Here is a 24551-nt window from a genome sequence, read left to right as displayed (position 1 = left end):
TAAAACCAGATGTGGTAAAACGTATGCCAGCGCCATACCATTGCCATATTACAGTAAAGATGTCATTAGTTTACTGCCAAATTCCCGTTAAGGGTATTCTGACTCATTGAGGTTATTGTGCTTGCAGCGTTTTCCGGCTTCAGCCGGTATATTTATAACAGTAATTTTCTTTACTATTTCCGCATTCTGATTGCGCTGACCGGTACCACTCTGGTGCCGTGGCTGCTGCACATGCCGCCGAAAGTCACTATCGCCCTGACGCTCGGGATGGTGGCAGCCGCACTGACAGACCTCGATGACCGGCTTGCCGGACGCCTGCGTAATCTGTTTATCACGCTGATCTCTTTCTTTGTCGCCTCTGCGTCAATTGAACTGCTGTATGACCACCATCTCCTGTTTATGGCCGGGCTGGCCGTATCAACCAGCGGATTTATTCTGCTGGGAGCGCTCGGTCAGCGTTACGCCACCATTGCTTTCGGGGCACTGCTGATCGCCATTTACACGATGCTGGGTAAAAACCTGTTTGATGACTGGTATCAGCAACCGCTGTTACTGCTGACAGGGGCGGTCTGGTACAACCTGCTGACCCTGACCGGACATCTGTTTTTTCCTGTCCGCCCCCTTCAGGATAACCTTGCCCGCTATTATATGCAGCTCTCCGGTTATCTGGAGGCAAAAGCCAACCTGTTTGATCCGGATATCGAAGAGGATTACCAGCAATCTGTTTTTGAACTGGCTATGGCAAACAGTGCGCTGACCGACGCCATGCATCAGGCGAAAACCACGCTGTTCTCCCGCCTCAAAGGCGATCGTGGTCAGCGCAGTACCCGCCATGCACTTCATTATTACTTTGTCGCCCAGGATATTCATGAGCGGGCCAGTTCGTCCCATATTCAGTATCAGAATTTAAGTAACGAACTGCGCTACAGCGATATCATGTTCCGTTTCCAGCGGCTGATGACAATGCAGGGCCACGCCTGCGCTGCGGTGGCGCAGGCCATTTTACAGCGCCGGAAATATCATCATAATCCCCGCTTTGAACGGACATTCTCTTATCTGGAAAACTCCCTGAATTTGCTGGAACAGCAAAAACCCGGCAACAGCAGTGTCATGGCACTGCGCCATCTGCTGACCAACCTGCGCGGGGTCGATTCCCAGCTGAAAGGCCTGACTGCGGAGCAGACTCAGCTGCCGGCTGAAAAGATGCAGGAAGATGCGCGGCTGTCCAACGAAAACTTACAGGGGCTGCGTGATATCTGGGCACGTGTCCGGCAGAACCTGACACCGCGATCGGCCCTGTTCCGCCATGCCATCCGGATGTCACTGCTGCTGTGTGCCGGTTACGCTATCATTCTGACCTTTGATTTAACCCGCGGTTACTGGATTATGCTGACCAGTCTGTTTGTCTGCCAGCCTAACTACAGCGCCACACGACGCCGCCTGATGCTGCGTATCACCGGGACACTGGCAGGGATACTGATCGGCCTGCCGGTCATGTATTTTGTACCTTCTTATGAGGGACAGCTTATTCTGATGGTACTGTCCGGACTGATGTTCTTTGTGTTCCGTACCAGTCAGTATGCCCAGGCAACAATATTTATCACCCTGCTGGTGCTGTTCAGTTTCAACCTGCTGGGCGAGGGGTTTGATATCGCGATTCACCGCATTATTGATACCATAATCGGTTGCGGGCTCGCCTGGTTTGCGGTCAGTTATATCTGGCCGGACTGGAAATATCGTCAGCTCCCGCTGGTCATTGACCGTACCATGCAGGCAAACGGCCGCTATCTGGAACAAATACTGCAACAGTATTACAACGGCAAAAGTGACAGCCTGGAATACCGGGTTGCCCGCCGCGATGCGCATATCAGCGACGGGGAATTTGCCTCTGTTGTGGCCAATATATCCTCAGAGCCGAGCAGTTACCGCACATCACAGGATGAAGCATTCCGCCTGCTCTGCCTGAACCACACGCTGCTCAGTTATATTTCCGCTCTCGGTGCCCACCGGACCAAACTCACGGATGACACTATTCTGCGTCTGCTGAACGACGCCATCCGTTATATCGAGACTGCTCTGCAAAAAGGACACAGGGAAGAGTTGCAGGTTCAGGCGATTGCGGATGCACTGGCACAGCGTCTGGATAAATGTACCTGTGATAATCACAGTACCGAGCAACTGGTACTGGAGCAAATCCGTCTGTTACTCGGTCTGACACCGGACATTACCGGGCTTATCCGGCAGATAAATGACAAAGAACGTCCCCTGCCGCCGGCCGCCGGACGGTTCCGCCGCAAAAAAACCATTGCGGCGGATGATGCGCAAAACGGATAATCCCGGCCCGGGGACGGTAACATTCCCCGGGATGGCCATACCGGTTAATTCAGCCTGCCGTGCCAGTGGATAAGATCCTCACGCAGTGCCTTCGGCAATACCGCACTGTGACACCCCTCAATCGCCCCCGCGATAGCGAACAGTAATTTCAGCTCATTCTGCGGCCGGGCTTTGACCTTCAGGAAACTGGCTTTGGCCCCCAGCAGATAGAGGTCATCCACCCGGCGGATACCCGCCTGCCACAAGCGGCGTTCCAGGGCCCTGTCCACATTAGGCAGATCTTTAATCCGTGACGGCAACTGCTGCCGTGACTGTGCATGCGCCCTCGCATGCAGGTAGGTCTGGTAAAAAAGAAACTCACACTGCTGGGGGCGCTGCCATACCGCATCCGGTACACGGTAATAATTAATCCGCATCGGCAGGATCCGCTTGGGATAAGTGAACCGGTCACTCAGCTCCAGCCGGCAGAATAATTCCCGGGTGGCTTCTGTACTTTTCAGCCAGAGCTGACTGTTGGCTATCAGCGCGAAAGTGACCCGGTCGATGGATAATCCCATACACCCGAATTGTGATTTCAGACGTATCCGGCCGAACGGTTGTGTGCTGTGTTGAAGACGATCAAACTGAACATCTGACAATTTCAAATAATCCTTCATATTATCAGTCCTTTGAAAGCAGGTTAAACGTATCGTTGTGTCATTCCCTGACTGAGCTCAGCTGTCGCCACAAAATAAGGAATGTTTCCCCGATTGCCAACGATAAATTCGTATTTGTATCCGGCAAACCTGAATTTTGCGAGTTGTATGGAAAAAATTTACTTGATCTGAGCGAAATTGAATTATACTGTATACATATACAGTATCACTATGTGAGGTTAACTATGCGCCAGCAGGCAACCCGGGAATACTTCCCTGTAACACCGGCATCTGTGTCACCCGCTCCTGCGGGGGAAAGCCGTCAGGACGGAATGGTCAGCGAACTGGTTTATCGCAATAATGATATCGTTCTGACTCATATTCTGCTTCCTTTATTACGTCAGCTTGCCGGGGAGTCCCGCTGGCTGTTATGGCTCTCACCGGGGGCAAAACTTAACCGCAGCTGGTTATCGCAGAACCATCTGCCGGGTGATAAAGTAATGCAGCTGTCCCGTATTCCTGAAATCAACAGTGTTGCCGCGATGGAGAAAGCACTGGCCAGCGGTAATTACAGTGTGGTTCTGGGCTGGCTGCCGGTGCTGACTGAGCAGGAAAATATCCGGTTACAGCGCGCTGCGGAACAGGGCAGTTGTCTCGGTTTTATTATGCGTCCCCGGGAATGGCATCATGCGAATACCCCTGTCGCACGACAACTGAATACCTTACAAATTCATTCTTTCCCTTATCATTGAGGAAAATTAAGAATATTCTCAGACTTTTTTACAAGCCCGTATCATTTGCTCTGCTTCATTAATAAAATTGCACTATTTCAACGCGTTAAGCCAAATATCCAAAGAAATTGACTATTTTGTATGTTTATGAATCAGTACAGTTTTTTACATTTTTTTAGTCGAATTCTACCGGACAGGCTTGTAACTTTTAAAGTTCGCTGTAGACTTTACACCGTTAAGGTAGTGCTTAAAATTCCCTGTTGGGAGCTATTTACTAAATAGTGCACATAATCCCTGACTATTTTTAAAAACCAAAGGCAAAAATAAGGCTATTTAAGCCAGAGCCAATTTGGATGATAACGAGGCGTAAAATGAAAAAGACAGCTATCGCAGTAGCAGTGGCAGTGGCAGCTTTCGCAAGCGTTGCGCAGGCAGCTCCAAAAGACAATACCTGGTATACCGGTGGTAAATTAGGTTGGTCTCAGTATCAGAACACCGGTAGTGTTCTGGAAAACACCGGTCCTACTCATAAAGATCAGCTCGGCGCTGGTGCTTATGTTGGTTTTCAGCACAACCAGTACATGGGCTTTGAATTAGGTTATGACTGGTTAGGTCGTATGCCTTACAAAGGTGACGGCGACAACGGTGCATTCAAAGCACAGGGTGTTCAGCTGACTACCAAACTGAGCTATCCGGTAATGGATGACTTAGACGTTTATACCCGTCTGGGTGCAATGGTATGGCGTGCAGACGCTACCGCATCTATCGATGGTAAGCGTTACAAAGAGAACGACACTGGTGTTTCCCCGCTGTTCGCACTGGGTACTGAGTATGCAATCACCCGTGATATCGCAGCTCGTTTAGAGTATCAGTGGATCAACAACATCGGCGATAAAGACACCGTTGGCGCACGTCCGGATAACGGCATGCTGAGCGTTGGTGTTGCTTACCGTTTCGGCCAGGATGAAGTTGCTGCACCAGTTGCAGAACCAGCTCCGGTTGTTGCACCAGTTGTTGAGAACAAACGTTTCACCCTGCGTTCAGACGTTCTGTTCAACTTCAACAAATCTACTCTGAAAGCTGAAGGTCAGGAAGCTCTGAACCAGCTGTTCAACGAACTGGCATCAATCGATCCGACTCAGGGCAACGTCCTGGTTATCGGTTACACTGACCGCATCGGTTCACAGAACTACAACCTGCCACTGTCTCAGAAACGTGCACAGAGCGTTGTAGATTACCTGGTAGCTAAAGGCATCCCTGCCGGCAGCATCCGTGCAGAAGGCCGCGGTAAAGAAGATCCTGTCACTGGCAACAAATGTGACAACATCAAACAGCGCGCTGCTCTGATCGAATGTCTGGCACCAGACCGTCGTGTTGAAATCGAAATCCAGGGTGTAACTGAACAAGTTTCTCAGCCTGCTCAGTAAGTTCTGATTCGGTTGCATGATGCGATTCGGTTGCACAATGCAATGAATTATATAAACCCCATCTCCGGATGGGGTTTATTTTTTGTCCGTTCCCAGCAGGCTTTGCAAATCTTCTTTCAGCGATGTCATCTTCGTCGCGTACTTTTCTTTGCGCTCCGCATCTTCCAGTAACTGCACAATCGTTTCCGACAGCGTACTGCCCCGCCGCTGTGATAAGGCAGACAACCGCTGCCAGACCAGAAATTCCAGATCAACCGATTTTTTACGGGTATGCTGCTGTTCAGCATTAAAATGACGCTTGCGCCGCGCGCGGATAGTCTGGCTCATTCTGTTCACCAGTGCCGGAGACATATGCTTTTGTATCCAGCCGGTGACTTTCGCCGGATGTGATTCCAGTTTCAGTAACTGCGCCACCACCTCTTCTTCCCGGCTTTTTTCCGTATAACGGGTAATCGCCTCACCTTCACGGTGTTTTTTGACCAGATAAGCCCACTTCCAGCCACATTCAAGATTCTCTAGTTGCTGATATTTCATGATTTTTCTCAGTGACAGGGTAACACTGACATAAGCATAGCAATATTCCCTGTAAAAAACCGCCCCCCTGCACAATTCTTTCCTGTCAGCACGGGTAAAAATAAACGCCGCGAGGATAGCTATCCGGCCTGCTTACGCGCTACAATGTCCCGCTATTTTCGTTACTATTCAAAGGCGGTGCTGATAACCGCACACTGCGGAGAGCACCAGATCCTGCCGCAACAATTAAATCCGACATTATCAAAAAGCAGACAATACCGAGTGAATATTAAACAGTTGACCTGGCAGGCATTACTGCCTGATGAAAACAGTTACCGCACCCTCCTGGAAACCGCATCTGAACTGCCTGCCCGGCAGGCGGATATCGTGCAGCCGCGCTTACAGGAAAGTTTGTCACTTTTCAGTCATCCGGCGGCAAAACGCCGTTTTATGCTGGTGAAAAGTGACGAAAGTGAGTGCTATCTGGATACGATAGCGCAGTTACTGCCGCCGGAAGTCAAAGTCCGGCAGAAACACACCATGGGCGGTGAATACCACTTTGATAATCACAGGTTTGTCTTTACCCCTGCGGATAACGGCCATTTCAGTGCCGTACAGCCGTTCGCTGTCTGTGACTGGACAGAGCCTGAGCAATTGTTCGGCCAGGTTTATACTCATCACCAGCACGTTCAGTTGCAGCCCGGTATTATTCACCAGGTCAATGGCGGCTTTCTGATCATGTCACTGCGCAGTCTGCTCGCACAGCCGCTGATGTGGCTGCGCTTAAAGCAGATGGTCTGCGCACAGCGTTTTGACTGGCTTGCACACTCAGAACAACATCCGCTGCCGTTCCCGGCTGACAGTATGCCCCTCGACCTGCGTGTCATCGTGGTTGGTGACCGCCTGAGCCTGGATGAGTTTATGCTGTCCGAACCGGAACTGAGCGAAGAAGCCCTGTACGGCGAATATGAATTTGATTATCAGCTGGAAGAAACGGATCAGCTGACCACCTGGTGTCAGTTTATCAACGGCCTGCTGAAACAGAATCAGCTGCCGCCGCTCAGTGCTGACGGCTGGTATGAGCTGCTCTGTCAGGGCATGCGTTTTCAGGAAGATAAAAAAGCCCTGCCGCTCGACCTGACATGGCTGACGACTCTGCTGCGCGATGCCGCTACTCTGCTGCCCGCAGAGACCATCACCGCGGAAGCGCTGCGCAAAATTAAAGATAACCGCAGCTGGCGGCACGGCTATCTTGCCGACCGCGGGCTGGATGAAATTCTTCAGGGTCAGGTTTATATCCAGACCCAGGGCAGTACTGTCGGCCAGATCAACGGTTTATCCGTTCTCCAGTATCCGGGACACCCGGACGCGACCGGTGAACCTTCGCGTATCACTTGTGTGGCACATATCGGTGATGGTGAGTTTGTTGATGTCGAACGCAAATCAGAACTTGGCGGCAATATTCACGCCAAAGGCATGATGATTATGCAGGCTTATCTGATTGCCGAACTCAAACTGGAGCAGCCGTTCCCGTTCTCCACCTCCGTGGTGTTTGAACAATCCTACGGCGAAGTGGATGGTGACAGCGCCTCACTGGCGGAACTGTGTGCATTGATCAGTGCCCTCTCCTGGCAGCCGGTTGACCAGCAGATTGCAGTAACCGGCTCTGTCGATCAGTTCGGGTTTGTGCAGGCTATCGGCGGCGTGAATGAGAAAATCGAAGGCTTCTTCCGTCTGTGTCAGGCCAGAGGGCTGACCGGTAAGCAGGGTGTGATTATCCCGTCCTCAAATGAGCGTCATCTGGTGCTGGCAGATGATGTGGTTAATGCGGTACGTCAGGGTGAATTCCACATATGGACGGCAGCGCATGTCTCACAGGCAGCCTCACACCTGATGAATATGCCGTATTATGAAGAAGAAAGTAATCCGTCCGGAGAACACTTGTTAGCTATAATTCAGGATCGGATTTTCCTGGCAAATAATCAGGATAAACCGAGAAGTTCGTGGTTTTCCCGCTGGTGGAAATAGCATATTTTTTATCTGATCGGACTTGTTCAGCGTACAAGTGTAAGCTATTGTGTAGCCTATCTGTTAAACAAGGCAAAGATTGAGTTATGGTCGCAAAACAAGAATCCTACACAAAGCAAGAACTTGAAGCCTCAGGACGGGGTGAACTCTTTGGTGAAAACGGACCACCACTGCCGTCCGGCAATATGCTGATGATGGATCGCGTCATTAAAATGAGCGAAACCGGTGGTCATTTTGATAAAGGCTATATCGAAGCTGAGCTGGATATCAAACCTGAGCTGTGGTTTTTCGGTTGCCATTTCGTCAACGACCCGGTAATGCCGGGCTGTCTGGGTCTCGATGCCATGTGGCAGTTAGTCGGTTTCTATCTCGGCTGGCTGGGCGGTGAAGGCAAAGGCCGTGCACTGGGCGTGGGTGAAGTGAAATTTACCGGCCAGGTTCTGCCGACCTCGAAAAAGGTCACCTACCGCATCCACCTCAAGCGTGTGATCAACCGTAAGCTGATCATGGGTATCGGTGACGGTGAAGTCTTTGTTGATGATAAACTGATTTACACCGCATCAGAATTGAAAGTGGGTCTTTTCAAAGACACCAGCGCGTTTTAATCTTTCTTTCCGTGGTGTTATCCGTAAAAAACCTCCGCATGCGGAGGTTTGAGATTGCTGACAAAGCAGGATAAAACGTGGTTTTTCCTGCTTTGTGTTATCAGCCGAAAATCAATAAATTGATTTTCCTGGTTTATTTTTACAACCTCTGTCGGTCGTCACCAACCCATGCGGGTTTGTCAACGACCTGAAACTGCATCGTAACCGATGCAGTTTTTTATCCTTCAAACCGGGTTACGCAATGACCGCCCTTTTATCGATGGCCTCGCGCCAGCCTCCCAACCAATGAGAACGTTCGTCAATTTTAAGATACGGGCAACTCTCTTTAGAACGTCCTAAAATACCCGCCTGATAACCTTTGGTTAATGCTCTGGCTAAACGATCACGCTTTTGTCTTTTCATGCCGTTACTTCCCTCATGTTATTCAGTGCTGTAAACAGGTTGATTTTCATTCAACCCATAATAGGAATACGCTTTCGGGGCAGAGTTTGCAAGTAAAGAAGATTCAGGGCATGTCAGTCCCGCTTTGCATAAAAATACACAATAAAAACAGGGCTGTTATTTTACCTGCGTAATCAGATTATTAGTTTTCTGCGGACAGTAAAGGCGGTCAGAAGGATATATCAGGCGGGAGAAAAATCATTTTTGCGATCAGCAGATTAACCGGAGTAATGTGGCCTGTTTCACAAATTTGTCATTTTGATGATAATTCACTCTCTGCACGCCCTGTGCAGAGAGTGAATGACAAATTACTTACGCAGTTCGTCAGCCACAGACTGTGACACCTGTGCCCAGCCCTCACCCAGCGTACGTACCAGCGCCGGATAGCCGTTTTCGGCCTGTTCCAGTACCAGATTAAACGGATGGCGGATCACCGCATCCCCGTGGGTATAAATCCAGCTGCCCGCCACAATCACTTTGCCGTCATAACGGCCGTGGAACCCGGTCACCGTAACGGTCAGGGTATCCGGTTTGGTTTCCAGCGGCTGTACGGAGACCAGCCGGTCCGGCAGTGCCTGACTGAGCTGCGCTGTCATCGCCTCCAGCAACTGCTGTTCCAGCGGCCCGGCCCACAGGTTGGTGCTGCCGATGTTGTATTCCACATCACTGGTCTGATAGACAATTCCTGCATTCCCCAGAACGTCCCCGAGCGTGATGCGCTGAATCCATAACTGCGGATGGCGGTTGTCACTGCCGGTGCTGCGGAAGCCCGTCTGCGTACTGCTGCTGTCAGCAGCCGCCGCCACCGGCAACTGATAATACTGTTTTACCGGGGTGCTGCTGCACCCCGCCAGTACAAAAACGCCCAGAAATGCCAGTGCTTTTGTCAGTTTTTTCATCTTAATTCTTCGCCTTCTTAGGTTGCGGGTCCGCCTGCGGCGCGGCTTCAAAGACCAGTGCGTTGCTCTTATTATTCAGGGTACGCAATACCGGCTGCAACTCACGCAGAACCTGATCCAGGCGCTGCATATCATCCACCAGTTTATTGTACGCCGGTGAGCCCGGCTGGATGCCCTGCATGCTGCGGTTCAGTTCACGCAGTGTTGCCTGCATATCTTTCGGCAGCGCTTTGAACTCTTTACTGCCGAGCAGCACATTCAGCTCAGACAGCGTTTTCTGTGCTTCCGCGATGGTTTTTTCGCTGGCGCGCAGTGTTTCCGTCGCCTGTTTCATCATCGGTTCAATCGGCATACCGTTGATTTTATCCAGCGCTGCCAGCACTTTCTGCTGCAACTGCACCAGACCGCCGCTGGTGGTCGGCAGGACTTCATAATCCGCAACCGTCATCGGCGCTTTCCAGGCTGGTTGATCAGGATAGAAATCCAGGTCGACATACAGTGCCCCGGTCAGTAAATTGCCGGATTTCAGTGAAGCACGCAGACCCTGCTGTAATGCTGTTTCCAGTTCCTGTGCCAGTTTGAAGTTTTTACCCACGTCTTTCTCGAAACGCTCAGGTTCGATATGGATCAGTACAGGGATACGGAAATCCTGATCAAATGACTGTCCCAGCCCTTTGGCATAAAACGGCACCTGTGCCACTGTCCCGAGACGGATTCCCCGGAACTCTACCGGCGCGCCCGGAGACAGGCCGCGTACGGAGTCAGAGAAGAACAGCAGATAACTTTTATACTGGGTATACAGTGAGTTTTGTGTGCTCTTCTGATTATCAAACAGCTTAAACAGGGTTTTCGGATTCACTTCCTCACCCGGCTGCCAGCCTTCCGGTACGTCAAAACTGACACCGCCGCTGAACAGCGTGGAGAGCGAGCCGACCTGGACACTCACGCCCTGTGAGGACATATCAAAGGCAATGCCGCTGTCTTTCCAGAAGCGGGCGTTAGTGGTCACCAGTTTGTCATAAGGCGCGTTGATAAAGAGTTCATACTGCATCTCGCGTTCATCAAGATTAAACTCTGCCGTTTCCACGGAACCGACACGGTAGCCGCGGAACAGCACCGCATCACCCGGATTCAGCTGCCCGGCCTGCTGACTGGTTAATATCACGCGGATACCTTTGGCATCCGGAGAGGCCAGCGGCGGTGAGTCGAGCAATTCAAATTCATGACGTTCGCCGCCGGTATTAGCAGGCTGTACCTGAATATAAGCCCCTGACAGCAGTGTGCCCAGTCCGGAAACACCTTCACGGCCGACTGTCGGTTTCACCACCCAGAAAACCGTATCTTTACGCAGAACATCTTTCATTTCGGCATTCAGACGGGCCTTAATAATCACGCGGCTGTAGCTCTGATCCAGCATAACGCTTTCGACCACACCGACATCCACGCTGCGGCTTTTAATTTTGGTTTTACCGGCTTCGACCCCTTCGGCGTTATAGGTGATCAGGGTAATTTCCGGTCCCTGTCCGCGAAAGTGGCTGATAAGAATCCAGGCACCAATCAGTACCGTGACGATGGGAATTATCCAGACCGGTGACCAGCTTTTCAGTTTGCTGACCTTCGCTTCTGTCAAATCATCAGTTTTATCGTTCAACCTGAGGCTCCTTAGCACTCTCCGCCCGTTTTTTTTCAAGCCGATCCCACGTCAGACGCGGGTCGAACATTTCGGCGGCAATCATTGTCAGAATGACCACCATCGCAAATAAAATCACACCAATATCCGGATAGATGCTCATCAGACGCCCCATCCGCACCAGTGCTGCCAGTACGGCTATCACAAACACATCAATCATGGACCAGCGTCCGACAAATTCCACGATTTCATAAATAAAGTGCATCCGGCCGGGATCACGCCAGCCGTGACCTTTGGCATCCAGACACAGCCAGCCGATGGCCAGCATTTTCAGGCTCGGCACCATAATACTGGCGATAAAAATCACCATCGCCACCGGATAAGAACCATCCCCCCACAGGAGAATCACCCCGGCCATAATGGTTGAGCCGAAATCACTGCCGAGCGATTCGGTGATCATGATAGGCAGCAGATTTGCCGGGATATATAAAATCACGGAGGTAAACAGCAGCGCCAGGGTCAATTGTAAGCTGTTTGGCCGCCGGGCATGACCCCGGCTGCTGCAGCGCGGGCACTGATGCATATCTGCCGGCAGAATCGCCTGGCAGGTGCCGCACAACCGCACGCCCTGGCACAATCCGCCTTTTCCGGCTTCCAGCGCAACCGGCAGCGGCGGACGCGGTGCAATGCGCTGCCAGACCCAGTGTTTATCCAGGCACTGGAATGCCCGCACCTGCATCACACAGAACAGACAGTATGGTAAGAAACTGACACCCAGCCCGATATCCCCGTAAGCCATCAGTTTGACAAAACTGACCAGCACACCGGCAAGAAAAATCTCCGCCATACACCAGGCCCGCAGCCGGAACAGCAACCGTGTGACCGGAATGGCCAGCTGGCGCGGCAGGCGGATACCACTGCACAGTAATGTAATGGCAAACAGGCAGAATGCCGGAACCGCCAGCACAAACCCCATAAAAAACAGTGCCAGTTCGCCGTAGTTATCCCCGAACATCACCGACGGTATCTGATAAAGCGTGATTTCGCTTTCGATACCCGCCACTTTCATCGAGACAAACGGAAACATCCCGGCGAGCACAAACATCACCAGGCCGCTGAGTGCATACATCAGCGGCTGGCGGCGCGGTTCACGCCAGCGGGCGGCCAGGTGTGTATGACAGCGCGGACACTCCGCTTTGGTTCCCCGTTCCAGCTCAGGAATTTCCACTACGAGGTCGCACTGCGGACACAGCACCGTGACTGAATCATGTGAATGATGAGCGCACACTGTTTCGTTATTTCTCCAAAATCACAGGCGGGATCAGTTCCCGCTCTGCATTGCTTCCAGCGTCTGCCAGCGCTCAAACGCCTCTTCCAGCGCATGCTCTTTTTCTGCCAGCTGTTTCAGTACGCGGTCTGTTTCATCATGCGGCTGATTAAAGAAATCAGGCGCACTGACCTGACTTTGCAGTTGCTGAATGTCCTCATCGAGGGATTCCAGCAATGACGGTAATTGTTCAAGTTCCCGCTGTAATTTATAACTTAATTTTGCAGATGTATTTGCTTTTTTAATGTTATCTTTACGTTTTTCTTCCGCCGCCTGCGGTTTTACCGCTTTTTCCGCCGGCGCTTTCAGCGACTGAACCTGTGCGCGCTGCTGCTGTGCATCAAAGTAGCCGCCGACATAACGTCCGATGTTACCGTCGCCTTCAAAAATCCAGCATTCGGTCACACAGTTATCAACAAACTGACGGTCATGGCTGACCAGCAGAACAGTGCCCTGATAGTTATCCACCAGCTCTTCCAGCAGTTCCAGTGTTTCGACATCAAGGTCGTTGGTCGGTTCATCGAGGATCAGCAGGTTGCTCGGTTTCAGGAACAATCTGGCCAGCAGCAGACGGTTACGCTCCCCGCCGGACAGTGCCCGCACCGGGGTTCTCGCGCGTTTCGGGTGGAACAGGAACTCCTGCAGATAGCCGAGTACATGGCGCGGTTTGCCGTTGACCAGCACTTCCTGTTTACCTTCCGCCAGGTTATCCATCACCGTTTTGTCCGGATCCAGCGCCGCACGGTGCTGATCGAAATAGGCAACTTCCAGTTTGGTACCGATATGCACACTGCCGTCGTCCGGCTGTAAATCGCCGAGCATCAGTTTCAGCAGTGTGGTTTTACCGCAGCCGTTCGGGCCGACGAGAGCAATTTTGTCTCCCCGGTTCACCTGAGCACTGAAATGGCTGACCAGATTTTTGCCGTCAATACCATAGCTGATATCATCAATTTCAAAGACGATTTTGCCGGAGCGGGTCGCCTCTTCCACCTGCATTTTCGCTTTGCCCATCACTTCGCGGCGTTCCGCACGTTCATTGCGCAGTGCTTTCAGGGCGCGGACACGTCCTTCGTTGCGGGTACGGCGGGCTTTGATACCCTGACGTATCCATACTTCTTCCTGTGCCAGTTTACGGTCGAATTCCGCGTTCTGCATCTCTTCGACGCGCAGCGCTTCCTCTTTGGCCACCAGATAATCATCATAGCTGCCCGGCCAGGAGGCTAATTTTCCGCGATCCAGATCGATAATCCGTGTCGCCATATTGCGGATGAATGAACGGTCATGGGAAATAAAGACGATACTGCCGCTGAAATTTTTCAGAAAGCCTTCCAGCCACTGGATAGTTTCGATATCCAGGTGGTTGGTCGGTTCATCCAGAAACAGCACTTTCGGCCCGCTGACCAGTGCGCGTCCGAGTGCAGCCTTACGCAGCCAGCCGCCGGAAAGTGCGGACAGTTTTTCATCCGCCGGTAATTCCAGATGGGCAATCACATCGGCGATCCGGCTGTCGAGCAGCCATAAGTTTTGTGTGTCCAGGATCTCCTGTAATTCTGCCATTTTTGACAGATTTTTATCACTCGGATCACTTTCCACCAGTTTTGAGATCTGATGATATGCTTTGATATGCTGAGCCTGCTCTGCCACCCCTTCGGCGACAAAGTCAAACACGGTGCCTTCCACGTCACGCGGCGGGTCCTGCTGCAGACGGGCAACAATCAGATCCTGCTCATAAATAACCGTACCATCATCCAGCGGCTGTTCTTTGGTCAGTACCCGCATCAGCGTGGATTTCCCCGCACCGTTGCGGCCGACCAGACAGACACGCTCATTTTCTTCGATATGCATCTCCGCATTTTCCAGCAGCGGAGCATCACTGAATGCGAGCCAGGCGCCCGCCATATTAATCAACGACATAATTTCTGTTATTCCTCGCCTGCATGGCGGATAAGCCAGCAGTTATGGATCTGACGGTTACGGGCAAAATCCTGTGACTGTGTTTTGGCAGTGATTTCCTGAGCAACCAGCCCCAGTGCATCCATACCGTCCTGATCTAATTTAAAGCCGCGTTTGTTGTTGGAGAACATCAGGGTGCCGCCGCGGCGCAGCATACGTTTCAGATGTTTCATCAGGTCGATGTGATCACGCTGGACATCAAAGGTGTCCTCCATCCGTTTGGAGTTGGAGAACGTCGGCGGATCGATAAAGATCAGATCAAACTGTTCCGGTGTCTGTGCCAGCCAGCTCAGGCAATCTGCCTGAATTAAGCGGTGCTGTCTGCCGCTCAGGCCGTTGCTCTGAAGATTGCGTTCCGCCCACTCCAGATAGGTGCGTGACATATCCACGGATGTGGTGCTGCGTGCGCCGCCGAGACCGGCGTGAACCGTTGCCGAGCCGGTGTAGGCAAACAGATTGAGGAAGTCTTTGCCTTTGCTCATCTGCCCCAGCATTTTGCGGGCAATACGGTGATCAAGAAACAGACCGGTATCCAGGTAATCAGTCAGGTTAACCCATAACTGTGCGTTATACTCTTTCACCAGGAAGCTGTTCTGTTTCTCCGCCAGTTTTTCGTACTGCTGTTTGCCTTTCTGGCGCTGACGGGTTTTCAGGATCAGCTTGTGCGTCGGTAACTCCAGCACAGCCAGTGTCGCGCTGATCACATCAAACAGGCGCTGGCGTGCTTTGTTCGGATCAACCGTTTTCGGCGGAGCATATTCCTGCACCACCACATAATCCGCATAACGGTCAACCGCGACATTATACTCAGGCAGGTCCGCATCATACAGGCGATAACAGTCAACGCCTTCCTGCTTCGCCCATTTTGCTAATTTCTTTTCGTTCTTGCGCAGACGGTTAGCGAAATCCGCCCCGATATCCTGCGCTGTTGCCGGTGGTGTTTCACTTAACTGATAGTTTTTCTGCACACAGTCCAGCGGGCCGTTTTTCGCCTTAAATTCACGTTCCGCACGCAATTGCAGGCTGCTGAGAAGCTCCGGTGATGCACTGAATAATGACAGGCGCCAGCCCGGGAAACGGGTTTTTACCACACGACCGAACACGCTGTGCAGGGCAATCAGAGCCGGTTCGCTTTCCAGCCGCTCGCCGTACGGCGGGTTGGAGATAATGGTGCCTTTCGGGCCGTCCGGCAGCGGATTTTCCAGTTTGGTGGCATCTTTCTGCTGGAAAGTGATCAGTTTATCGACACCGGCGCGTCGGGCGTTGGCGCGGGCCATATCCAGCACACGTTTATCAGTATCAGAGCCGAAGAAACGGGCGGTTGCACTGACCAGGCCGGCATTAGCGCGTTCACGCGCTTCGGCACGGACAGATTCCCAGACCGCTCTGTCATGGCTGCCCCAGGCTTCAAAGCCCCAGTGGTGACGGTTCAGGCCCGGCGCACAATCGGAGGCAATCATTGCCGCCTCAATCAGCAGGGTTCCTGAGCCGCACATCGGATCAACCATCGGCGTCTCTTTCTGCCAGCCGGAGCGCAGAATAATCGCTGCCGCCAGATTCTCTTTCAGCGGCGCCTGACCGGCGAGTTCGCGGTAACCGCGGATATGCAGGGAATCCCCGCTCAGGTCGATCGCCAGCGAGGCTTTTTCCTTATTGAGATAGACATTGATGCGGATATCCGGCTGCTGTTTTGCCACATCCGGACGTGTGCCGGTCTTGCGGGTAAAGCTGTCAACGATAGCATCTTTGACTTTCAGTGCGCCGTACTGGCTGTTACGGATCTCATCATTAGTCCCGTTGAAATGCACGGCAAATGTCTTGTCAGCAGAGAACACCGACGGCCAGTCAATGGATTGCACCGCGAGATAAAGATCCATGTCACTATAGACATTAAACTCATTCAGCGGTAATAAAATACGGGATGCCAGACGACTCCACATCAGACACGTATACATTGTACGCGGCTGCGCCCGGAAGTGAACGCCACCCTGCGTAATACTGAGATCCTCAGCGCCCAGTGTCGCTAATTCATTTTTTAAGAGTTCTTCGAGCCCGCGGGCGGTGCTGGCAAAATACGCGTTCATCATGGTTTACCGTTGAAATAAAAAATTGGAGCGCATTATAGCGGATCCGGGCGGTAAATCATAAAATTGACGCTCACCTTTTTCCGGATAAACCGGGATGCCATTGTGGTATTACTGATAATAACGAAAAGAACGGATAACAATGACGACAACACCTATCACACTTTCCCGTTTATATACCTTTCCTGTGAAGTCAATGAAGGGCATCCGCCAGTCACAAAGCCATGCCGGGGAAACCGGTCTGAGCTTTGACCGCAATTTTATGGTAACGGATGAGACCGGAAAATTTATCACCGCCCGCCGTTATCCGCAGATGGTACTGTTTACCCCGGTACTGCTGAGTAACGGGATTTGCCTGCGCAGCCCTGACGGCAGCAGTGCCACTATTTTGTTTGAGGATTTCCGTCCCGATCACCTGCCGTGCGAAGTCTGGGGAAACCATTTCACTTCGCTGCTTGCGCCGGAAAAAATCAATCAGTGGCTGTGTCAGTTCTTTGATATCCCGGTACAGCTGCGCTGGCTCAGTCCGCAGTCCACCCGCCGGGTGAAAAAATTCCCGGATACGGCGGTGTCGTTTGCCGACGGTTATCCTTACCTGGTGGTTAACGAAGCCTCTTTCCGCGAGGTACAGCGCCGCTGCGGTGCCGGTATTAAAATTGAGCAGTTCCGCGGCAACATTATTGTCACCGGCGCAGAAGCGTTTGCGGAAGATCGCTGGAAAACCATTCAGGTCGGCGATGTGGTATTTGATCTGAAAAAACCGTGCAGCCGCTGCATTCTCACTACCGTCAGTACCGATAAAGGGATTAAACATCCGGAAATGGAACCGTTCCATACCCTGCAAACCTTCCGGAAGGCCGCAGATAATGATGATGTCGATTTCGGTATGAATGCCATTGCCCGCAATACCGGGGTGATTCAGACAGGTGATACGGTAACCATCCTGGAAACACGGGAACCGCGGCAGTATCAGGAACAGGACGTTGAGAAAGTACAGGCCGCTCCCGCACAGCCTGAAGCTGAGCTTGAACTGACGTTTAACGGAAAATTATATCCGGTGAATAATCAGCATGTCCTGCTGGAACAGCTCGAAGGTCATCAGGTCAGTATCCCTTATTCCTGCCGTGCCGGTGTCTGCGGCTGCTGCAGGGTCACGCTGGTCTCCGGTGAGGTTACGCCGCTGAAAGCAGGAGCGGTAAAAGAGAACGGGGATATTCTGGCGTGCAGTTGTATTCCGAAAACCAATATTACTATTCGTCATGGATAACCGACCGTCACGGATAACCGGCCGTCACAGATAACCGGTAAAAAATACCCCCGGCAGATAAACCACCGGGGGTATTTTTTTGGCGTAATCTGTTTATAACGTCCGGTGACTGAATCGATCACGTATTAATAATAAGGATCATCCGGGAGTTATATAACGTTAACCGATCCTGATAAGGATCATTTAACGTGGCAGGATCAAACTGCTCTGCCCATTAATAAACTCCGTGTTACCGGGGTTCTCGGTAATAAACGATCATTCATGATCTTTATCGGATCACAAAAACACATGTTCCGATCGTGTAATTCAAGTACCGGATCAACCAGCAGACATAAACTGGCACTGTCCCCTGCTTCCGCCACAATAAAGTTACTGCGCTGACGGTTGTTATCCGCCACCACTTCAACCAGCTGCCCCTGCTCCGGTTTCGTCATTGCGCAGAACAATGAAAAATACCAGCTCTTCGGCATTTGCGGCTTTAAAAAACGCGACGCAATTAACGCATTCAGTGTTAATTCAGCACACTGCTGTGCCGGAATATTTAATTTTTTAATCTGTTCTTCAAAGATAAAAAATAACGCGGCATCATCAACAGAAAACGGGCTGTGACACCGGGCATACGGTGCCAGCAGGCGTGGTGCAAAATGGGAGCGGAATACCATTCCGTTGGCAAGATCCAGCATAATACGCTCATGCGTATCATCGTAATACCACTGCCATTGATCGTCAGGTTTTATTTTCATCTGATCACATTCCCGGCTAATACCTGATTAGCGATTCATATTTTCACTACACATTAAATAAAATAATTAAAAATGATTGTTTGCTTTAACGTGCATTGCCTGCCGGTGACAATTTCTCAGGCAACATCTGAAAATATAGAAGAAACAGGGGGAAAAATAAACCCCCTGACAGGAATAATAGTGAAAATTACAGGTAATTTACAATATTTTTAATTAATTTGGGCCCGTGGTAGATAAATCCTGAATAGATTTGGATTAATGATGCACCCGCTTCCATTTTTTCCCGGGCAGCAACGAGGGAATCAATTCCGCCGACACCGATAACCGGTAATTTACCGTTAAGCTCTTTCGATAATAAACGAATAATTTCGGTGCTCTTATTCTGTACCGGACGACCGCTTAATCCGCCGGTTTCATTACAGTGATTTAATCCCTGCACTAATGAGCGATCCAATGTGGTATTCGTGGCAATCACACCATCAATATTATGACGAACCAGGCTGTCAGCAACCTGAATTAATTCTTCTTCTGTTAAATCAGGGGCAATTTTTACCGCGACCGGCACATATTTTCCGTGCTTCTGATGCAACTCCTGCTGCTTTATTTTTATTGCTGACAACAGATCATCCAGCATATCGCCGTATTGCAGTGTCCGTAATCCCGGTGTATTCGGTGATGAGATATTAACAGCGATATACCCGGCGTGGGTATATACTTTATCCATACAAATCAGATAGTCATCTTTACCCTGCTCAACCGGCGTATCTTTATTTTTGCCGATATTAATGCCCAGGATGCCCCCGAAACGGGCCTGTTTAATATTCTCAACCAGGTTATCAACCCCGAGATTATTAAATCCCATCCGGTTAATTAACCCCTCTGCTTCCACAATACGGAACAGACGTGGTTTATCATTCCCCGGCTGTGGTTTTGGTGTGACCGTACCGACCTCAACAAAACCAAAACCCATTGCATCAAACGCTTCGATACATTCACCGTCTTTATCAAGACCGGCGGCTAATCCGAGCGGGTTTTTAAATGAGAGTCCCATGCACTGAACGGGTTTGGTGGCGACATGCTGCTGAATAAGAAAACGGAAAGGAGAGCGGGAAAGACGTTTAAGCTGATGAAAGGTGAATTCGTGGGCGCGTTCCGGATCAAGGCGGAACAGGGCCTTCCTGACTAGCGGATAATACATCTTAAATACCTTTTGCTATAGATATGTGTTTTCGGCACAACACGCCGTACCGGGCAATTTCTCTGTAACAAAATAGGTCGTGAATCATAGCTGAAACAGCGGGAGCCTATCTCAGGCGGCTATAATAGGTGAAATGCGTCCGTTCTGCACGGCTTTTTTACGCAGTAAATGACGCACATTTTCTGTGCGTCATTGATTCTCAGATTACCAGCGGCCGGATGCCCCGCCGCCGCCGCTGCGTCCGCCGCCACCGGATGAGGATCGGCTGCTGCTCCGGCTGCCGCCGCTGTAACCGCCGCCGCTGCTTCCCCCGCCGCGACCACCACGACCACCTCCGCCACCGCCACCGGATTTAACAATGCCGAGATAGTTGCCGATGCCCATAAACAGACCTAATCCGCCCCCGCACAACAGCGCAAAAATCAGGCTTCCGCCGAACGACAAACCGAAAATAAACCCGAAAAGCGTCCCAAAAGCACCGAAGCCGATGGCCATACGCATTTTCGGTGTTTTCACCACTTTTCCGATCAGCCAGATTGCCCCGCCCAGACAGAGCAGAAACAGGAAAACGACTGCGATAAACATCGTAAAGGTGAGGACGATAACCAGCCAGAACGGTAGAATTTTCAGGAACAGGAACTGACTCCAGCGCGGTAATTCCGTGTAGAGAAAATCTTCCCCGAAATGGATACCGTTTCCGGCCGGGTTATTAAAACCGCCGGCGTACCAGGTCAGATAAAGAATAATAGCGATCGGGATCGCCGCTTTCAGTTTAAAACGCTTCACCATGCCATACAGAAAAGCCACCCACAAATACGCACTCGCCGCCAGTACCACACCGAGGACAATATCAATCCAGCCGATGGGCTCTGCCTGTTTGGCGATAAAGAATGCCGGAGTGGTGACTGGTGGCAGCGGTTCATTACGGACTTTGGCAATCAGGGCATCGACGGTATCATTAATACCACCGGCATAATTTCCCATTTTAAAATTCGGAATGAAATAATCATTAAGGATACGGTTTGCCGCCGCATCACTGACCGCCCCTTCCAGCCCGTACCCGACCTCAATCCGCATCGCGCGATCATCCGCAGCCACCAGCAATAAAATACCATCATCAATACTGATACGCCCCAGCCGCCACTGGTTAAAGACTTTCTCTGCGTAGCTTTCAATATCACGTGATCCGGTCGTCTTCACGGTCAGTACTGCAATCTGAGCACCGGTCCGTTCCCGCAGGGAATTCAGTTTCTGTTCAATGCCGCTGCGTTCACCGGCAGTAAGCAACCCGGCGGTATCAGTGACCGCGCCCTGCATACGGGGAAATGTCTCCGTCTGAGCAACCGCTGTTACCGCAAAAAGCAACAAAAACAGGGAGAATACTCCCTGCAACCAGCCACTGAACCGGTTTATGTTATTTCTCATCCCGAAATCCTTTCTTTTATATACAGGTCGTCAATTAATCTGAGTTTACCGTATATGGTTAAAAATAACGCTCTGTTACTGTGACAATGTATTGCAGTGCAAAAAAAACACCTCCGGAGAGGTGTTCAGGCCGTTGACAAACCCGCAGGGATTGGCGACGACCGACAGAGGTTGTAAAAATAAACCAGGAAAATCAATTTATTGATTTTCGGCTGATAACACAAAGCAGGAAAAACCACGTTTTATCCTGCTTTGTCAGCAATCTCAACACCTCCTGAGAGGTGTTTTGTCTGTATCAGCTTCAGAGAAGTCGCTGACAGCGGGCAAAACGAAAAGTCGCTGTAAATACATCCCTGTACGCTCAGGCGCGTCATCCATGACGCGCATGCTTTTCGTTTTTCTGCCCGCTATCGCTCCTTTATCCGCAAAAAATGATCAGTTCTCACCCAGTGCTTTGGTGATTTTCTCAAACAGATCACCGGACAGATTGTCCAGTCCTTTCAGACGCAGCAGTGCATCACGCATTTTGCTCTGACGGTTATCGTCATAACGTTTCAGGCGGATCAGCGGCTCGATCAGACGTGATGCCACCTGCGGGTTACGGCTGTTCAGATCACAGAGGATCTCCGCCAGGAACTCATAGCCTTTACCGGACTTATCATGGAACGCTTTCGGGTTATTCATCACAAACGCACCGACCAGTGAACGCACCCGGTTCGGGTTCGCCATGGTAAAGGAACGGTGGCTGAGCAGTGATTTCACATTAGCCAGCACATCCGCATCCGGACGGGTGGCCTGAAGAATAAACCACTTATCCATCACCAGACCATCCCGGTGCCATTTGTTGTCATAATCCGCCAGCAGTTTATCGCGGCACGGCAGCGCCGCCTTCACCGCTGCCGTCAGTGCCGCCAGGGAATCGGTCATATTATCGGCCTGCGTATACTGCTGTGACACAAGCTTATCCGCCTGCGCGGTGTCTTCATCCAGCGCCAGATAGCCCAGGCAGACATTACGCAGATCGCGTTTTGCAATATCCGCATGATCGATTTTGTATGCCCCGGTTTTCATGCTGACATACACCGCATACAGCTCGTCTGCCAGTTCACGGGCAAATGTATCTGCGATAAAGGTCATGACGGCATTGACCGCATCCGGGTCCGCAACCGGGAACCACTCCGCAACCTCGGTTTCTGACGGCAGTGTCAGAATCTGAGCCGCCAGTGCCGGATCAATCTGTTCATCCAGCAGTACCGCGCGGAAAGCATCTGTCACCGCTTCCGGTAACTGTAAGTCTTCACCGGCCTGATAACGGCGGATGTTTTCCTTTATATGTAATGCCAGCAGAGACTGTGCGGCATCCCAGCGGGCAAATTCATTGCGGGCATGCTGCATCAGGAACGCCAGTTGTGCATCCGTATACGGATAATCCACTTTCACCGGCGCGGAGAATTCGCGGAACAGCGACGGCACCGGTTTTTCACTGACATCATCAAACGTGAAGGTTTGTTCATCACGGGTAATATTCAGTACTGAATGAACAGGCTCCCCTTCATGGCGAAGCGGGATCACATCACCGTTACTGCCGTACAGTTCAATATCAAACGGAATGTGCAGCGGCTGTTTGTCCTGCTGATCCGGTGTCGGCGGGGTCATCTGGGTCACATGCAGCTGATACTGTTTTTTATCCGCATCATAACTGTCACGTACAGTCACCAGAGGTGTGCCGGACTGGCTGTACCAGCGGCGGAACAGAGTGAGATCGACATTCGATGCATCTTCCATCGCCTGCACAAAATCATCGCAGGTCGCGGCGCTGCCGTCATGACGGTGGACATAAAGCTGCATCCCGGCCTGGAACTGCTCTTCGCCGAGCAGGGTGTGGATCATGCGGATCACTTCAGAACCCTTCTCATACACGGTCAGTGTATAGAAGTTATTCATCTCAATGACTTTATCCGGACGGATCGGGTGCGCCATCGGACCGGCATCCTCGGCAAACTGCGCCGCGCGCATAACACGGACATTATTGATCCGGTTAACCGGACGCGAGCCGAGGTCAGAACTGAACTCCTGATCACGGAAAACGGTCAGCCCCTCTTTCAGGCTGAGCTGGAACCAGTCACGGCAGGTGATACGGTTACCGGTCCAGTTATGGAAATATTCATGACCGATAACAGATTCAATCCCGAGATAGTCTTTGTCTGTCGCCGTTTCATTCTTCGCCAGCACATATTTGGAGTTAAAGACGTTCAGCCCTTTGTTCTCCATTGCGCCCATATTAAAGAAATCGACAGCCACAATCATATAGATATCGAGGTCATACTCGAAACCAAAGCGCTCCTCGTCCCATTTCATGGCATTTTTCAGGGAGGTCATCGCCCAGCCGGCGCGATCAAGGTTGCCTTTATCGACAAACAGTTCCAGCGCCACATCACGGCCGCTGCGGGTGATAAAGGTATCGCGCAGCACGTCAAAATCACCGGCCACCAGTGCGAACAGATAGCTTGGTTTCGGGAACGGATCTTCCCATTTTACCCAGTGTTTATCCCCGGATTCCCCGGCATCAATCCGGTTACCGTTGGATAACAGATACGGATAGCGGGCTTTATCCGCCGTGATACGGGTGGTGTAACGCGCCAGCACATCCGGACGGTCAAGGTAATACGTAATATGACGGAAACCTTCCGCCTCACACTGCGTGCAGAGTGCGTCACCGGATACATACAGCCCTTCAAGAGCGGTATTTTCCGCCGGGCTGATTTCATTAATGATTTGCAGAGTAAATTGTTCAGGCACATTCTGAATGTGCAGCGAACCGGACGCTTCGCGGTAATCTGACCAGACTTTGCCGTCAATGGTCAGCTGCTTCAGTGTCAGCCCCTCACCGGCAAGAACCAGCTCTGAGGCACTATCATTCAGGCGCTTCACCTGACTGACGGCAGTCACCACTGTCGTCTGCGGGTCGAGCGCAAAATCAAGATCAATATGGGTAATGGTATAGTCAGGAGCCTGATAGTCCTGACGATACTTCGCCTGCCGCTGTTGTGTCATGGTTTTCTCTTCACTGTTTTATTAAATGATTACAATTACGCTGTTCTTAGGCTCTCATAATTCTGGCGCCGTGGTAAACGAAATTTTAGCAGTTTGTGATACGCCCTTATTTCCCCGCGGTGTGGTACAACCTCAAATATGAATAAAATGTTAACAAATAATGTGATTCCCCGCTGAACATCGCGCACAGGGGAAATAACGTGTTACTATACGCAGATAATAGTAAGCTATAACCTGTTTAGGTTGATTGCTCCGTG

18 protein-coding genes are annotated in these 24551 nt (G+C 51.2%); 6 read left to right on the top strand and 12 right to left on the bottom strand.

The features are described 5' to 3' along the window. Positions 1–117: 117 nt before the first annotated feature. A complete protein-coding gene (gene yccS, locus JC793_RS06220) occupies positions 118–2334 on the top strand; it encodes a YccS family putative transporter (protein ID WP_218427825.1) in 2217 nt (738 codons plus the stop codon). A gap of 44 nt (positions 2335–2378) precedes the next feature. On the opposite strand, the gene JC793_RS06215 is transcribed toward yccS, so the two are convergent. Beyond that, positions 2379–2990: a TfoX/Sxy family DNA transformation protein gene (locus tag JC793_RS06215; RefSeq protein WP_218427823.1), complete on the bottom strand. Its 612-nt coding sequence runs from the start codon at positions 2988–2990 to the stop codon at positions 2379–2381. 224 nt (positions 2991–3214) lie between these two features. Here JC793_RS06215 and sulA point away from each other — a divergent pair, with 224 nt between their 5' ends. Together sulA and ompA are read left to right on the top strand one after the other, a co-directional pair. Further along, complete coding sequence (gene sulA / locus JC793_RS06210; protein ID WP_166708934.1) at positions 3215–3721, top strand: SOS-induced cell division inhibitor SulA; 507 nt, start codon at positions 3215–3217, stop codon at positions 3719–3721. A 350-nt stretch (positions 3722–4071) separates the two neighbouring features. Beyond that, positions 4072–5127: a porin OmpA gene (ompA, locus tag JC793_RS06205; protein WP_166707348.1), complete on the top strand. Its 1056-nt coding sequence runs from the start codon at positions 4072–4074 to the stop codon at positions 5125–5127. 75 nt (positions 5128–5202) lie between these two features. Here the strand turns inward: ompA and matP are convergent, their stop codons facing one another. Further along, on the bottom strand, positions 5203–5661 hold the full coding sequence (gene matP, locus JC793_RS06200) for a macrodomain Ter protein MatP (protein WP_046893875.1): 459 nt from the start codon (positions 5659–5661) through the stop codon (positions 5203–5205). A 261-nt stretch (positions 5662–5922) separates the two neighbouring features. On the opposite strand from matP, the gene JC793_RS06195 reads away from it, so the two are divergent. Next, positions 5923–7668 carry an AAA family ATPase gene (locus JC793_RS06195; RefSeq protein WP_046893907.1) on the top strand — a complete coding sequence of 582 codons (1746 nt, stop codon included), beginning with the start codon at positions 5923–5925 and terminating at the stop codon, positions 7666–7668. Positions 7669–7754: 86 nt separating this feature from the next. After that, complete coding sequence (gene fabA / locus JC793_RS06190) at positions 7755–8273, top strand: bifunctional 3-hydroxydecanoyl-ACP dehydratase/trans-2-decenoyl-ACP isomerase (RefSeq protein ID WP_107678256.1); 519 nt, start codon at positions 7755–7757, stop codon at positions 8271–8273. Between the two features lie 234 nt (positions 8274–8507). Here fabA and rmf read toward each other — a convergent pair whose 3' ends face one another. The 6 genes from rmf to rlmKL form a co-directional block, all read right to left on the bottom strand. Continuing rightward, the gene (rmf, locus tag JC793_RS06185; protein WP_015422581.1) at positions 8508–8675 is read right to left on the bottom strand and encodes a ribosome modulation factor; all 168 of its coding nucleotides are present in this window, start codon (positions 8673–8675) and stop codon (positions 8508–8510) included. 347 nt (positions 8676–9022) lie between these two features. After that, positions 9023–9613: a membrane integrity-associated transporter subunit PqiC gene (pqiC, locus tag JC793_RS06180; protein WP_046893873.1), complete on the bottom strand. Its 591-nt coding sequence runs from the start codon at positions 9611–9613 to the stop codon at positions 9023–9025. Between the two features lies 1 nt (position 9614). Continuing rightward, positions 9615–11264: an intermembrane transport protein PqiB gene (gene pqiB, locus JC793_RS06175; RefSeq protein ID WP_046893872.1), complete on the bottom strand. Its 1650-nt coding sequence runs from the start codon at positions 11262–11264 to the stop codon at positions 9615–9617. Next, positions 11254–12531, bottom strand: coding sequence for a membrane integrity-associated transporter subunit PqiA (gene pqiA, locus JC793_RS06170; protein WP_166707345.1), 1278 nt, complete (start codon positions 12529–12531; stop codon positions 11254–11256). Before pqiA ends, pqiB begins: the two co-directional genes overlap by 11 nt. A gap of 33 nt (positions 12532–12564) precedes the next feature. Then, positions 12565–14484: an ABC transporter ATP-binding protein gene (locus JC793_RS06165; RefSeq protein ID WP_112550350.1), complete on the bottom strand. Its 1920-nt coding sequence runs from the start codon at positions 14482–14484 to the stop codon at positions 12565–12567. Between the two features lie 8 nt (positions 14485–14492). Further along, positions 14493–16607, bottom strand: coding sequence for a bifunctional 23S rRNA (guanine(2069)-N(7))-methyltransferase RlmK/23S rRNA (guanine(2445)-N(2))-methyltransferase RlmL (gene rlmKL / locus JC793_RS06160; RefSeq protein WP_218428349.1), 2115 nt, complete (start codon positions 16605–16607; stop codon positions 14493–14495). 196 nt (positions 16608–16803) lie between these two features. Between rlmKL and JC793_RS06155 the strand changes: the two genes are divergently transcribed. Continuing rightward, positions 16804–17874: an MOSC domain-containing protein gene (locus JC793_RS06155; RefSeq protein ID WP_371004876.1), complete on the top strand. Its 1071-nt coding sequence runs from the start codon at positions 16804–16806 to the stop codon at positions 17872–17874. Between the two features lie 197 nt (positions 17875–18071). On the opposite strand, the gene JC793_RS06150 is transcribed toward JC793_RS06155, so the two are convergent. The 4 genes from JC793_RS06150 to pepN all read right to left on the bottom strand — a co-directional run bounded on the left by JC793_RS06150 (position 18072) and on the right by pepN (position 24294). Next, positions 18072–18617 (bottom strand): cell division protein ZapC, encoded by a 546-nt coding sequence (locus JC793_RS06150; RefSeq protein WP_046893867.1) that lies wholly within the window; start codon positions 18615–18617, stop codon positions 18072–18074. Between the two features lie 187 nt (positions 18618–18804). Beyond that, a complete protein-coding gene (gene pyrD / locus JC793_RS06145) occupies positions 18805–19815 on the bottom strand; it encodes a quinone-dependent dihydroorotate dehydrogenase (RefSeq protein ID WP_046893866.1) in 1011 nt (336 codons plus the stop codon). 204 nt (positions 19816–20019) lie between these two features. After that, the gene (locus JC793_RS06140; RefSeq protein WP_218427821.1) at positions 20020–21240 is read right to left on the bottom strand and encodes a TPM domain-containing protein; all 1221 of its coding nucleotides are present in this window, start codon (positions 21238–21240) and stop codon (positions 20020–20022) included. Positions 21241–21675: 435 nt separating this feature from the next. After that, a complete protein-coding gene (gene pepN / locus JC793_RS06135; protein ID WP_218427818.1) occupies positions 21676–24294 on the bottom strand; it encodes an aminopeptidase N in 2619 nt (872 codons plus the stop codon). Positions 24295–24551: the final 257 nt, after the last annotated feature.

Origin of the sequence: Morganella morganii, from assembly GCF_019242955.1 — a bacterium.
Classification (GTDB): domain Bacteria; phylum Pseudomonadota; class Gammaproteobacteria; order Enterobacterales; family Enterobacteriaceae; genus Morganella; species Morganella sibonii.
The sequence above is the reverse complement of the archived record's forward strand: the minus strand, read 5'-3'. Positions and strand labels throughout refer to the sequence as shown.

Coding starts and splice junctions, on each gene's coding strand:
- ompA (WP_166707348.1), top strand. CDS start 4,072: ATGAAAAAGACAGCTATCGCAGTAGCAGTGGCAGTGGCAGCTTTCGCA.
- sulA (WP_166708934.1), top strand. CDS start 3,215: ATGCGCCAGCAGGCAACCCGGGAATACTTCCCTGTAACACCGGCATCT.
- rlmKL (WP_218428349.1), bottom strand. CDS start 16,607: ATGAACGCGTATTTTGCCAGCACCGCCCGCGGGCTCGAAGAACTCTTA.
- JC793_RS06140 (WP_218427821.1), bottom strand. CDS start 21,240: ATGAGAAATAACATAAACCGGTTCAGTGGCTGGTTGCAGGGAGTATTC.
- JC793_RS06155 (WP_371004876.1), top strand. CDS start 16,804: ATGAAGGGCATCCGCCAGTCACAAAGCCATGCCGGGGAAACCGGTCTG.
- JC793_RS06165 (WP_112550350.1), bottom strand. CDS start 14,484: ATGTCGTTGATTAATATGGCGGGCGCCTGGCTCGCATTCAGTGATGCT.
- rmf (WP_015422581.1), bottom strand. CDS start 8,675: ATGAAAAGACAAAAGCGTGATCGTTTAGCCAGAGCATTAACCAAAGGT.
- pyrD (WP_046893866.1), bottom strand. CDS start 19,815: ATGTATTATCCGCTAGTCAGGAAGGCCCTGTTCCGCCTTGATCCGGAA.
- JC793_RS06215 (WP_218427823.1), bottom strand. CDS start 2,990: ATGAAGGATTATTTGAAATTGTCAGATGTTCAGTTTGATCGTCTTCAA.
- pqiC (WP_046893873.1), bottom strand. CDS start 9,613: ATGAAAAAACTGACAAAAGCACTGGCATTTCTGGGCGTTTTTGTACTG.
- pepN (WP_218427818.1), bottom strand. CDS start 24,294: ATGACACAACAGCGGCAGGCGAAGTATCGTCAGGACTATCAGGCTCCT.
- JC793_RS06150 (WP_046893867.1), bottom strand. CDS start 18,617: ATGAAAATAAAACCTGACGATCAATGGCAGTGGTATTACGATGATACG.
- fabA (WP_107678256.1), top strand. CDS start 7,755: ATGGTCGCAAAACAAGAATCCTACACAAAGCAAGAACTTGAAGCCTCA.
- matP (WP_046893875.1), bottom strand. CDS start 5,661: ATGAAATATCAGCAACTAGAGAATCTTGAATGTGGCTGGAAGTGGGCT.